This is a genomic window from Methylobacterium sp. FW102-HT35C08, assembly GCF_058790235.1.
This window is the reverse complement of record NZ_JBYTCL010000002.1, coordinates 1,677,485-1,689,926: the sequence shown is the minus strand read 5'-3', so window position 1 is coordinate 1,689,926 and position 12,442 is coordinate 1,677,485. Positions and strand designations below refer to the sequence as shown.

Annotated in this window: 12 protein-coding genes; 3 read left to right on the top strand and 9 right to left on the bottom strand. The window is 72.6% G+C overall.

Going from position 1 to position 12,442, the window contains the following annotated elements:
* Positions 1-24 precede the first annotated feature (24 nt).
* Positions 25-318 (bottom strand): hypothetical protein, encoded by a 294-nt coding sequence (locus AC3WSN_RS08085; protein WP_492537171.1) that lies wholly within the window; start codon positions 316-318, stop codon positions 25-27.
* Between the two features lie 24 nt (positions 319-342).
* Entirely contained in the window at positions 343-1,098 is a 756-nt protein-coding gene (locus AC3WSN_RS08080) for an SGNH/GDSL hydrolase family protein (protein WP_492537169.1), read from the bottom strand.
* Positions 1,099-1,421: 323 nt separating this feature from the next.
* Here AC3WSN_RS08080 and AC3WSN_RS08075 point away from each other — a divergent pair, with 323 nt between their 5' ends.
* Positions 1,422-2,186: a 3-hydroxyacyl-CoA dehydrogenase gene (locus tag AC3WSN_RS08075; protein WP_192709240.1), complete on the top strand. Its 765-nt coding sequence runs from the start codon at positions 1,422-1,424 to the stop codon at positions 2,184-2,186.
* A 4-nt stretch (positions 2,187-2,190) separates the two neighbouring features.
* On the opposite strand, the gene AC3WSN_RS08070 is transcribed toward AC3WSN_RS08075, so the two are convergent.
* Positions 2,191-2,439 (bottom strand): hypothetical protein, encoded by a 249-nt coding sequence (locus tag AC3WSN_RS08070; protein WP_192709241.1) that lies wholly within the window; start codon positions 2,437-2,439, stop codon positions 2,191-2,193.
* Positions 2,440-2,671: 232 nt separating this feature from the next.
* Between AC3WSN_RS08070 and AC3WSN_RS08065 the strand changes: the two genes are divergently transcribed.
* A complete protein-coding gene (locus AC3WSN_RS08065) occupies positions 2,672-3,241 on the top strand; it encodes a PepSY domain-containing protein (RefSeq protein WP_192709242.1) in 570 nt (189 codons plus the stop codon).
* A gap of 246 nt (positions 3,242-3,487) precedes the next feature.
* Positions 3,488-5,764: a xanthine dehydrogenase family protein molybdopterin-binding subunit gene (locus tag AC3WSN_RS08060; protein WP_492537166.1), complete on the top strand. Its 2,277-nt coding sequence runs from the start codon at positions 3,488-3,490 to the stop codon at positions 5,762-5,764.
* Between the two features lie 178 nt (positions 5,765-5,942).
* Here the strand turns inward: AC3WSN_RS08060 and AC3WSN_RS08055 are convergent, their stop codons facing one another.
* The 6 genes from AC3WSN_RS08055 to AC3WSN_RS08030 all read right to left on the bottom strand — a co-directional run bounded on the left by AC3WSN_RS08055 (position 5,943) and on the right by AC3WSN_RS08030 (position 12,419).
* A complete protein-coding gene (locus AC3WSN_RS08055; protein WP_492537161.1) occupies positions 5,943-7,052 on the bottom strand; it encodes an aldo/keto reductase in 1,110 nt (369 codons plus the stop codon).
* Positions 7,053-7,107: 55 nt separating this feature from the next.
* Positions 7,108-7,788, bottom strand: coding sequence for a nickel pincer cofactor biosynthesis protein LarB (gene larB / locus AC3WSN_RS08050; protein WP_492537158.1), 681 nt, complete (start codon positions 7,786-7,788; stop codon positions 7,108-7,110).
* Positions 7,785-8,606 carry an ATP-dependent sacrificial sulfur transferase LarE gene (larE, locus tag AC3WSN_RS08045; protein WP_492537156.1) on the bottom strand — a complete coding sequence of 274 codons (822 nt, stop codon included), beginning with the start codon at positions 8,604-8,606 and terminating at the stop codon, positions 7,785-7,787. Before larE ends, larB begins: the two co-directional genes overlap by 4 nt.
* Entirely contained in the window at positions 8,603-9,949 is a 1,347-nt protein-coding gene (gene larC / locus AC3WSN_RS08040) for a nickel pincer cofactor biosynthesis protein LarC (RefSeq protein ID WP_492537154.1), read from the bottom strand. The genes larE and larC overlap by 4 nt, the downstream gene beginning before the upstream one ends.
* Before the next feature lie 138 nt (positions 9,950-10,087).
* Positions 10,088-10,798 (bottom strand): Crp/Fnr family transcriptional regulator, encoded by a 711-nt coding sequence (locus tag AC3WSN_RS08035; protein WP_192709248.1) that lies wholly within the window; start codon positions 10,796-10,798, stop codon positions 10,088-10,090.
* 415 nt (positions 10,799-11,213) lie between these two features.
* On the bottom strand, positions 11,214-12,419 hold the full coding sequence (locus tag AC3WSN_RS08030) for a YihY/virulence factor BrkB family protein (protein ID WP_492537152.1): 1,206 nt from the start codon (positions 12,417-12,419) through the stop codon (positions 11,214-11,216).
* Positions 12,420-12,442: the final 23 nt, after the last annotated feature.

Genomic DNA, 12,442 nt, shown 5'->3' with positions numbered 1-12,442 from the left:
CGCGCCTGACAGTCCCCCACGCCCTCAGAAGGCCTCCTCGCCATACCCGTAGGGCGTCACGCTGAAGACGAAGCCGATCGCGGCTTCGGCGTCGCGCAGCGCCAGGGCGCTGACCGGCCCGGTCAGGATACGGGCCGCGCCCTCCGCGCGGGCCGCGTACCGACCCCGGCGGTCGAGGGCCGTCAGGCTCGCGAGGACGTGGCGCGCGGCCCGGGGGCGCCGGACGCCGTTCTCGTCGAGCCAGAGCGCCTCATCCTCCGGCCAGGCGCGCACGGGCACAGGGTGCCCGGGCCCGTCCGGGCGGGCGCGGAGGCTCATGGGCGGAGGCTCATGGGAGGAGGCTCATGGGAGGAGGCTCATGGGCGGAGAGCCCCAGGCCGCGTGCAGGACCCGCAGGGGCGGCACCGAGGCCGGCGCAATCGCGCGGACCGTCCGCGACGCGGACAGGGCCGGATCGGTCACCGCCAGACGGACGATCTCGGCAGCCAGGGCCGTGTAATCGGCGAGATGGACGCCGTCCCGGTACAGGCCCGGCCCGGCAAGGCCCCCGGGGCCGTCGCGCAGGGCCGCGAACGGGTCGATGAAGCCGTGGCCCCGCTCCGCGCAGAGCGCCGCGAGGCGGCCGGAGAAGGCGGCGATCGCGGCCGGATCCCGGCCGGTCGCCCACGCTCCGATCGGCGGGACGGCGGCTACGAGGACCCGCGCCGACCAGCCCTCCAGGATCCGCAGGATGCGTCGGGCCTGCGCCTCGAAGCGCTCGACGCTCCGGGCCCGCTCCGGATGCCGCCAGCGCTGGATGTCGTTGGTGCCGATGATCAGCACCGAGGCCGCGCAACGGACCGGAACGCGCAGAGCCGCCAGATGCCCGGCGCAATCGGCCGCGGTGCTGCCGCCGACGGCGAGGTTGATGCAGGGCCGGCCACCGAAATCCGGCGTCCCGAGGAACTCCGCGTGGGAATTGCCGGCGAGCAGCACGCTGTCCGGCCCGGCGGCGCGGAGCGCGATGCCGATGGCGGGGCGCCGCTCGGCGAAGCGGCGGCCGACGATCCGGCCGTGACGCCAGTGCCGGGCGGCTTTCCCGATCCATGAAGCGCGCATGCGTGTCCTGAGCAGACGTGGAGGATCGCGCACCCGGAATGAGTGTACGGGCGCTTGACGAAGATCGCCGCTGCCGCTCGACCGATTACTGGCGGCAGAATGTCTAGTGATCGCGCCCAGAGACGCCGGAAACAGATCGAAATACGAACCAATACATCGGGTCGTGTCACCAACGTTTATGTGGGAAAAACTCACACGTCAATGGCCAAGCTGACGGTCCGGCGCGACGGGCCGGGCGGGGGCGTCTTCCGGCCTGCCCGGCGCCGCGCTACGTCACGTGTCGAGGCCGGGCGGCCGTGTCGCCCGGGACAGGGGGAACCAGGATGATCAAGGACCGGGTCTTCATCGTCACCGGGGCGGGTTCGGGCCTGGGCGAGGCGACCGCGCGCGGGCTCGCGGCGGCGGGGGCCCGGGTGGTCGTGGCCGACATCGCCCGGGAGGCCGGCGCCCGGGTGGCGGCGGATCTCGGGGTGCAGGCCCGCTTCGCCGAGACGGACGTCACCCGCGAGGCGGACGGCGCGGCGGCGGTCCGGACGGCGCTGGACGCATTCGGGCACCTCCACGGGCTGGTGAACTGCGCCGGCATCGCGCCGGGGGAGAAGGTTGTCGGCCGCGACGGGCCGCACCGGCTCGAGACCTTCGCGCGGGCGGTCTCGGTCAACCTCGTCGGCACCTTCAACATGATCCGGCTGGCGGCCGACGCCATCGCCCGGGAGGCGCCGGATGCGGCGGGCGCCCGGGGCGTGATCGTCAACACCGCCTCGATCGCCGCCTTCGACGGCCAGATCGGGCAGGCCGCCTACGCGGCCTCGAAGGGCGGGGTGGTCTCCATGACCCTGCCGATCGCCCGGGAACTCGCCCGGCACGGCATCCGGGTGGTCACCATCGCGCCGGGCATCTTCGAGACGCCGATGATGGCGGGGCTGCCCCAGGACGTGCAGGACACGCTCGGCCAGAGCGTGCCGTTCCCGCCGCGTCTCGGCCGCCCGTCGGAATACGCCGACCTCGTCCGCCACATCTGCGAGAACCCGATGCTGAACGGCGAGACGATCCGGCTCGACGGGGCTTTGCGGATGCCGCCGCGCTGACGGGTCAGCCGATCGACACGCTGGTCAGGACCTCGGCGGCGCGGCGGACCTCGGCGGCGATCATCTCCTCGCTCGACCCGTCGATCGGCAGGTCCGACAGGATCGCCGCCACGTCGCGCTTCACGTCCTCGCGGATCTCCGGATTCTCCTCGGAGAGCCGCCCGATCAGGACGCCGAGCACGATCTCCAGGGCGGACAGCTTGGCGTGCAGGCGCGTGAAATCGTCCAGCGGCTCGGGCTCGTTCGCGGTCATGGCCTGCTCCATCCGTGGGTGAGTCCGCCGGCGCCCAGGGGACACGCCGGATCACCCGCGTCTCATATAGAGGCATCCGCCTCCCGTCTCGCCGGGCGGCCGCCCCCCGCGACGGCGCGCCTCTCCGCGAACGCGGCGCGGGCAGCCGAATTTTTTCCCGATTGCGGGCAACCGGATTTCCGGACCCGACGTTTCACGCTCCCGTGAACGAACCCGCAAAGGGACATCCGCCATGATCACCCGTCTCACCGCTGCAGCCGGCCTGCTCGCCCTCTCCGCCAGCCTCGCCGTGGCCCAGACCCCCGCGGCGAAGCCGGCCGAGCCCGCCACGAAGGCCGACAGCAACCTGAAGGAGTGGCAGGTCGCCAAGGCCGCCAAGGTCAGCCTCGCCCAGGCGCTCGCCACCGCCGAGTCGCAGGGCGACGAGAAGGGCGGCCGCGCCATCGACGCCGATTTCGAGAAGGCCGGCAGCAAGGATCCGGCCCATTACGCGATCAAGGTCGTCTACCCGAGCGGCAAGCTCGTCGAGTACGGCATCAACGCCGATACCGGCGCCCTCTACAAGACCGAGAACCAGCCGATCGAGCGCTACTTCACCCGGCTGAAGGCCTCCGACTTCCAGAACGCCAAGACCTCGCTGAAGGACGCGCTCGCCATCGCCGAGCAGAAGGCCGGCGGCGGCAAGGCCTACGAGGCCGAGGTCGAGAAGGACGGCTCCGCGGTCCAGTACGAGATCAAGGTCGCCGGCGCCGACAAGGAGCAGGAGATCAAGGTCGGGCCGGACGGCAAGGTCCTGAACTGAGGGCGCGGGCTGCGACGGGACTCCGTCGCAGCCCCGTCCGTTCTTGCGCGCGGCGCGAAGCCATCCAGGCAGCGCCACGCTGATCCAGGGCGCGCTGCCCTGGGTCGCTTCGCGCCGCGCGCGATGACGCCTGGGTCGGCACGGCCGCTGCATCCTGTCGCCCCACCGCCCGGGGAGCCGTAAAGCCCTCACGGCGCTTCCCCCCTTTGCGATGCGGCCCGACCGGCCGCGGACGGGGAGGGCGGCATGGACGCGCGCGGGCGGGAATCCGACAGGCATCTCGGACAGGCCCATACCCGGATCGAGGGCCCCGACAAGGTCACCGGCCGGGCCCTCTACAGCTCCGATCTGACCGGGCCTGAGACCGGCGCGGCCCACGCGGCCCTGGTGACCAGCACCATCGCCCGGGGCCGCATCACCGGGTTCGACCTCGCGGCCGCCGAGCGGGTGCCGGGAGTTCTGGGGATCTTCACCCACCGAGACTTCGCGGGTGCGGTGGCGCCGGTGAAGCACCTGATGGCCGGCGGCTTCGCGAACAGCTCGCACCGGCCGCTGGATTCCAACGCCGTGGCGTATGCCGGCCAGATCGTGGCGCTGGTCGTCGCCGAGACCCTGGAGGCCGCCGAGGCGGCGGCCGGCGCGGTCAAGGTCTCCTACGCGGCCGAACCCGCCGCCGGCGGCTTCGACGCGCCCGGCGCCGAGACCGTGCGCCTTGCCGACCTCAAGCCGCACCACGAGGACATCGCCCGGGGCGACGCCGAGGCGGGTCTGCGGGATGCGGCCGTCCGGGTCGAGGCGCGCTACGCGACGCCGGTCCAGCACCACAACCCGATCGAGCTGTTCACCACCCGGGCCGCCTGGGACGGCGACCGGCTCACCGTGCACGAGCCGACCCGCTATGTCGGCGCCGTGCAGCACGGGCTCGCGGCGCAGCTGGGGCTCGATCCCGCGAACGTGCGGGTGGTGGCAGGCCTGATCGGCGGCCATTTCGGCTCGAAATTCGCGCTGTCGCAGCACACGGCCCTCGTCGCCCTGGCGGCGCGGCGCCTCGACCGTCCGGTCTCCCTGGTGCCGAGCCGGCGACAATGCTTCACCATCGCCAATTACCGGCCGGAATCGCGCCACACGATCCGCCTCGGCGCCGACCGGACGGGCCGGTTCACCGCCCTGATGCACGAGGCCGAGACCGTGACCTCGCGCTTCGACCCCTTCGTGATGGAGGGCGCGGAGGTGACCGCGCGCCTCTATGCCTGCCCGAACATCCGCACCGAGGAGCGGGCCGTGCGGGTCGACCGCAACACGCCCGGGCCGATGCGGGCGCCCCCGGAGGTGCCGTTCCTGTTCGCCCTGGAGAGCGCCGTCGACGAGATGGCGGTGGCCCTCGGCATGGACCCGATCGAACTGCGCCGCCTCAACGACACGGCGATCGATCCGGTCAGCGGAAAACCGTTCTCGACCCGGCCGCTGATGGCCTGCTTCGACGCGGGCGCGCGGGCGTTCGGCTGGCCGCGCCGGGTGCCGCGTCCGGGCGCGATGCGCGACGGTCCCTGGCGGGTGGGTCTGGGCTGCGCGACCTCGGTGCGGCCTGTGAAGATCGCCGCCGCGACCATGCGGGTCCGGCTCGGCCCGGACGGGTCGGCAGAGGTGGCCTGCGCGCACCACGAGATCGGCAACGGCATCACCACGCTGCTCGCCATGGGGGCGGCGGACGGGCTCGGCGTGCCGGTGGAGCGGGTCACGGTCCGGCTCGGCGACACCGACCTGCCGGCCGCCGGCATCTCGGGCGGGTCGAGCACCACGACCAGCCTGATGAACGCCCTGGCGCTCGGCTGCCGTCAGATCCGCGAGGTCCTGGCGCAGGCCGCGGCCGGGCAGGGGGGCCGCCTCGCCGGCCGGGATCCGGCGCGCTTACGCCTCGCGGGCGGCCGGCTCGTCGCCCCGGACGGGACCGGGATCGCGCTCGCAGAGGCGATCGGCTCAGAGGGCGTCGAGACCGTCGCGGCCTTCGTGCCCGAGGGCGGCGACCGGGAGACGGCGCTCAAGGGGCTCCACGGCGGCCATATCGGGCTCGCCTTCGGCGGGGCCGGGAAGGCCGTGGCCTGGGCGTTCGGAGCGCAGTTCGCGGAGGTCCACGTCCATGCCGAGACCGGTGAGATCCGGGTGGCGCGACTCACCGGCGCCTTCGCGGCGGGACGCATCCTCAACCCGCTGACCGCGAAGAGCCAGCTCACGGGCGGGATGATCTGGGGGCTCGGCTCGGCGCTGCTCGAAGAGACGGTGGTCGACGGCGCCGCCTATCGCAACCCGGACCTCGCCGAGTACCTCGTCCCCACGGCGGCCGACGCGCCGGAGGTCGAGGCGCTGCTGGTGCCCGATCCCGACGATCAGGTCGATGCGCTCGGTCTGAAGGGTCTGGGCGAGCTCGGCATCATCGGGGTGAACGCGGCCATCGCCAACGCAATCCACCACGCCACCGGCCGCCGGATCCGCAGCCTGCCGATCCGGCTGGAGGATGTGGCGTAGAGGAGGGCGGCTCTCCTCCCCCGGCGATCCCGGGCTTGCCCGGGATCGCTCAAGCTTGCGGGGAGGAGTTGGAGGTGGGGGTGGGGGTGGGGCCGGATGAGGCTTGGTGGCTCCTTCTGAGCCACCCCCACCCCCTGCCCCCTCCCCGCAAGGGGGAGGGGAATAACGCGTGCGACCCCTACTCCATCGTCGGCGCGAGCTTCTTCACGCTTGCCACGTCCTCGCCGAGCCACGCCGCGTTCTTGGCGGTGCCGTCGAAGGTGGCGCTCGTCTTGAACAGCTCGTACTTGCCCTCCAGCGCATAGGGCTTCGAGCGCGACAGCAGCTCGGCCACCGCCGCCTTGTCCATCGGCTTGAAGGTCTTCACCGCCTCGAAGGCCTGATCGAGGTCGCGCTGGTTCTGGATGCCGGTGATCACCACCGAGACCGGCAGGTTCAGCGAGAAGTGCAGGTACTCGAGCGGCTTGATCGGCGCGTCCGCCTTCAGGATCACCCCGTCGCCGAAGGTCTTCATGGCGAGCGGCGCGATACCGTTCTGCACGAGGTAGGGCAGGACGAGGTGGCTGAACGAGCGGAAATGCGCGTCCATCACGTTGACGGGCATCTGTACGGAATCGAAGTGGAAGCCGCGCTCGGCGGCGACCTCCAGCATCTGCAGGTGGATGCGCGGGTCCTTGTGGCCGGTGAAGCCGATGTAGCGCAGCTTGCCCTGGCGTTTGGCCTCGAGGAATCCCTCCATGGCGCCGCCCTCGGCGAAGACCCGGTCCGGATCGTCGTAGCGCAGGATCTCGTGGTGCTGGACCAGATCGATCCGGTCGGTGCGCAGGCGCAGGAGCGACTGGTCGATCTGCTTGATCGCCTCCTCCTTGGTCCGCCCGTCCATCTTGGACATCAGGAAGACCTTGTCGCGGTAGCCGCCCTGGGACAGGGCCGCGCCCATGCGCAGCTCGGAGCGCCCGTCGTTGTAGTCCCAGCAATTGTCCATGAAGGTGATGCCGCGATCGATCCCGGCATGGATCAGCCGCGTCGCCTCGTCGTCCGTCACGGCGCTCTTGCCGAGGTGGAACCCGCCCATCCCGATCGCCGAGATTTTTTCCGACGTCTTCCCGAAGGTCCGGTAGAGCATCTCGCCCCGGCGCTCGCCGGGATCGGTGACGAAGGGCAGGTCCGCCGGGTCCTGCGGGCGGGTGTTCGGGAGCGCGGGGGCGTTCACGGCCGCACCTGCGCTGCCGGCGCCCGCGAGGCCCGCGCCGAGCACGGCGCCCTGAAGGAAGCTGCGGCGTTCCATCGGCTGTCTCCGTTCGAGAATATCCAGGTGAGGGCAGGTAACGGTTCGTGCCGCGTCATCGTTCGCGCTCCTCGGCGAGGCGTCCTGCCGCGTGGAGCAGGCGCAGGGCGGCGCAGGCGGCGCCGTAGCCGTTGTCGATGTTGACCACCGTGATGCCGGGGGCGCAGCTCGCCAGCACGGCATCGAGGGCGGCCCGCCCGCCCGCCGCGACGCCGTAGCCCACGGAGGTCGGGACCGCGATCACCGCCCCGGCCACGAGGCCGCCGACGACGCTGGGCAGCGCCGCGTCCATGCCGGCGGCGACGATCACCACCGGGTGCGCGCGGATCTCCTCGATCCGCGCGGTCAGCCGCCACAGGCCGGCGACGCCGACATCGGCGAAGAGCGAGGCCGCCCGGCCGGCATAGGCCAGCACCCGCAGGGCCTCGCGGGCGACGGGCACGTCCGAGGTGCCGGCCGCCACCACCGCGACGCGGGCCGGGCCGCTGACCCGCTGCGGCTCACCGAACACCGCCGTGCGCGAGACCGGGCAATAGTCGAGCCGCGCGGCTTGGTTGAGCCGCTCGCGCTTCTCCGGGTCGAGGCGGGTGAGGAGCAGCGAGGCGCCCCGCGCCCGGGCGGCCTCCAGGATCGCGTCGATCTGCTCCGGGCTCTTGCCGGCGCAGAAGATCGCCTCCTCCAGCCCGATCCGCTCGGGCCGGGCGAAATCCAGGGTGAATTCTTCCGTCACGCTCACGCCCGGGCCTCCCGCGGCTCGACCAGGAAGGCGCTGCCGACCCGGTAGGGCGCGAACCGGACCGGGCCCGCGAGACGCGCCGGCGCCATGTCCCGGATGCCCGCCCCGAGTTTTTCGCGATCCTCGGCGTCGAGGGCCGCGAGGCTCCCGGGATCGAGCTCCACCACCACGCCCTCGGCGCGAACCCGGCAGCGGACCGCGCGCTTGGCACCGGCCCCCGCATCGAGCGCCCCGCCCACCAGCCGCTCGACGGCGTGGATGAAGCTTAAGGTCTCCGGCTCGATCGCGATGCCGGTCTCGACCCGGCTCGACAGGCAGGGGGCGGCCGGCAGCTCCGCCACGGCCCCGAGGCCGAGGTCGCGGGCGAGCGCCCGGACGGACGCCTTGTCGAACCCGGCCTCCACGTAGGGATGGCGAACGCCGTGCTCCCGGGCGGCGTCGAGGCCGGGGCGGTACTCGCCGAGATCGTCGCGGTTGGCGCCCGACAGGATCTGCCGGTCGGTGACGCGCCGAACCGCGCCGTAGAGATTGGTCTTGCAGAAGAAGCAGCGGTTGACCGGGTTCGCCCGGTAGGCCGGGTCGGCGAACTCGCCGGCCTCGATCACCCGCAGGTCCCAGCCCTCGCGGGCGCCCTCGGCGCGGACCCGCGCGGTCGCCTCCGCGGGCACGGCCGGCGAGACCGCGTGGACCACCAGGGTCGCCCCCGGCGCCAGCCGGTGGGCGAGGGTGGCGAGCGTCAGGCTGTCGACCCCGCCGCTCACCGCCACCGCGACGGGGCCGAGGCCGGCGAGGACCGATTCGAGATGCTGGCGCGTCACCGCTCCTCCTGCTCCTGTTCCAGCGCGAGGCGCTCGGCCTCATGGCGCAGGGCGGCCCGGACCGCGTGGCCCGCCTGGCCGCGGGCGTCGTCGGCCTCAGCCTTGGCGGTGCGCCCGCCCGGCCGCTCCACGACCTTCACACGAACGGACAGGCCGTCGTGCTCGACCGTGCGGGCGGCGCGCGCGAGCATGGCGCCCTCCACCCGGTGGTAACGCAGGCCGATGGTCGTGGTCTCCCGGAAGCAGGCCTCGATCGTCGCCGCGAGGCTCTCCGGGCTGACCAGGACCTGGATCCGGGCCATCATCCGGCCCTTCTTGCCGATGACCGGCATCTGCACGACGTCCACAACACCGGGCTCCGCCCGCAGCCGGTCGAGGCCCATGGCGAGGTCCTCGCCGGACTGGTCGTCGACCTCGAAGGCGATCACCGCGAGATCCCGCCGGCCGGGGCCGGACGCGGCGCCGTCTTCCAGCACCAGGGCGCGCAGGCAGTTGCTCAGGCCCGGCAGGACCTTGGTGCCGAAGCCGATGCCGGTGCGACCGAGGATGCTCCGGGGACGACCCCGCCCGGGATCGTCGCCGCAGAGATGGCGCAGGATCGCCGCCCCGGTGGGGGTGACGCGCTCGCCGGGGATGCCGTCGTCGAGGGTGGAAAAGCCCGCGAGCAGCAGCGTCGTGGCGGGAGCCGGGACGGGGAGGGGGCCGTGCTGGGTCCGCACCCGGCCGGAGCCCAGCGGCAGGGCCGAGACGCTCCAGCTCCGCGCCTCCAGCTTGGCGATCAGGTGGGCGGCGGCCACGATGTCGGCGATCGAGTCGAGGGCGCCGACCTCGTGGAACGCCACCGCCTCGACCGCGATGCCGTGGACCCGGGCCTCCGCCGCGGCGAGATGGCCGAAGATGCCCAGGGCGTGCGCCCGCACCGCCGGCGCGAGGTCGGCGGCCTTCAGCGCGGCGCGGATCTCCGACCAGGGCCGGTGGCCATGACGGTTCCCATCAGCGTGCTCATGAGCGTGCCCATGACCATGCCCATGACCGCTCGCGGGATCGTGGTGATGCCCGTGATCATGCCCGTGATCATGCCCGTGACCCTGCCCATGAGCATGGCCCTCGTGCGTGTGATGGCCGTGCCCGGCGGGTCCGGACTCCGCGTCGGGTCCCGAGACGACAAAGCGCGCGCCGGACAGGGTGCCGTCGTTGTGCGGGCGAAGCGCGCAGGCGATGCGGGCGTCGACCGCCCGGACGCTCGCGCGCACGCCCTCGTGGTGCTCGGGAAAGGCGTCCAGCAGCGCGGCGGCGAACATGTCGCCGGCCACGCCGCCGAGCGCGTCGAGGTGGATGTGCATCGTCTGCCGGTCGACCTACCGCGGAAATCGGGAGTCCCGCTCAGATCGGCTCCGCCCGCCGCAAGGCAAGGTTTGCCCGGTGACGCATGCGGCGCCCCAGGCCGCGGCGTATCGACCGCGGCGTATCGACCGCGGCGTTCAGGTGAGCTGCAGGTAGGCCGGGTCGAACAGCCCGCGCTCCATCAGGGCGCCGAGGTCGCGGATCGCCAGGCGCCGGCTGCGGAGTGTGACGAGGCCGCTGGTGCGCAGCTCCTTGAGGGTGCGGTTGATGTGCACGCTCGTCTGGCCGAGGGCGTCGGCGAGGTCCGGCTGGGTCACCGGCATCGGCAGCGTCGTCCCGTCGGCGAGGCCGACCCGCGCGAGCCGCAGGTGCAGCTCGCAGAACAGGTGCGCCAGACGCTCGATCGCCGAGCGGCGGCCGACGCTGGCGATCCACTCGCGATGGATGGCGACCGTGGAGAGCGTCTCGCGCCACAGGCATTCCTCGATCACCGGCCGGCCTCGGACGGCGTCGCTCATCTGCTCCGGGGTGATGCGCGCGACCGTGACCGGGGTGAGCGCCCCGATGGCGTGGTCCATGCGCGCCCGGCGAAACACGAACGGATCGCACATGTCGCCGGGCAGCAGCAGCGCGACGATCGCCCGCCGCCCGTCCGGGAACTGCTTGTAGCGGCAGGCCCAGCCGTCGAGGATGAGGTGGGTGTGGTGCGCGTCGCCGTGTTGCCCTTCGATGTCCTGGCGGGCCGCGACGTGGCGGATATGCTGGCGCGCGAGGCCGTCGAGGACCGCACGGTCCTCGGGCGCGAGCCGGACATGCTGCTCCAGCTTCCGCACGAACGGGTTATCCACGCCCGCCTCCGGTCAGATCGCGGCCGCGCCGAGGGCGTGCGCGCGGGCCCGTCTCACGCCGCGGGCGCGCCGATCCGGGGGCGCCTGGCACCCGGGACCGGGCCTGCCGCCGCGTCGCGCGGCCCGGCCCAGAGGCGCCGGATGGTCCGCTGATCCACTGGTCCGCACGCGAGCGTCGCCGAAGGTGTCGATGAAGTATCGAGGCACGGAAAATTCTATTCGCAAAAGGCAAGCGGTCTTCCGAACCTCGAAGTCCGGATCTGCTTGAGCGGCTTGTGCCTGGGCCTCAGAAACGCGCGCCAACCTGTGTTAAGGCGCCCCGCCGCACGTTTGTCACGGACGCAGCGGCGTTCCCGATCGCTGCCGCACGGGCCGCGCACATGAGGGGCGCCGCCTGACCGGGGGACGAGGTGGCCTATTCCGCCGCGGCCCCCACCGTGTCGGCCATGCGCGCCCGCCGCGTACCCAGGGGCTGGGGCTCGCCGACGGTCGTGTCCTCGGCGGTCTGATGCTCCATCTCGGCATTCACCTGGGCACCGATCAGCACGATCATGGTCGAGAGCCAGATCCAGGTCATGAAGCCGATGGCCGCGCCGAGCGAGCCGTAAGTCTTGTTGTAGCTGCCGAAATGGGCGACGTACCAGGAGAACAGCAGCGAGGCGACGATCCACAGCACGGCCGCCAAGGCGCCTCCGGGCGTCACCCAGCGCCAGCGCGGCGCGTCCCGGCTGGGTCCGTAGCGATAGAGCAGGGCGAGCCCGAGCAGGACCGCCACGAGCAGCGTCGGCCAGCGCAGCAGCGTCAGCCACCACGCATCCGTGCCGAGCCCGACATACGACAGCACCACCGGCAGCACCACGATGGCCGACAGCGCCAGGATCAGGAACAGCAGCGCGCCGGCCGTGAAGGCGAGGGAGACGAGGTTGAGCACGATGAAGTTGCGCTTCTCGCGCTCGTTGTAGACGAGGTTGAGCGCGTCGAAGACGTGCTTCACGCCGCCGTTGGCGCTCCAGACCGACAGGGCGATGCCGAGGATCAGGCTGAAGCCGAGCGTGGTGTTGCCCTGCTCGTTCAGCCGCTTGACCTGATCGCCGACGATGTCCAGCGCCCCCTGGGGCAGGATGCCCTGCAGGCTGGCGAGCTGGTCGTTGATGGTCGAGGCGTCGGCGATGAGCCCGTAGCAGGACACCAGCGCCGCCACCGCCGGGAAGATCGCCAGCAGCGTGAAGAAGGTGACGCCGGCCGCGATCAGCGACAGGCGGTTCTCGCCGATGTCGTGATAGGTGCGCAGCGCGATGTCCTTCCAGCCCTTGGCGGGGATCTCGGTCGGACCCGAGGCGGTGCGCCCGCGATCGGACTGGCTCCGGGCGACGGCCTCAGCCTCGCCACCCTCGTGCGAGGGCGAGGGCCGCCGCGCACCGTCCTGGCTGCCGCCCCCATGCCCCGCGCGATGATCCGTCCGATGACCCGACCGGCCGGAGGATCCGCCGGCCGGCCGCGCCGCCCGGCGCGGGAACGCGACCAGGCCGATCAGCGCGGTGGCGAGCGCCAGCGTCCAGACCGTCGAGGCGTGCCCCTCGGGACCGGCGGCCTCGGCGCGGACTGGATCGGGGGCTGGCATCGGCGGACCTCAGGGGTTGGACA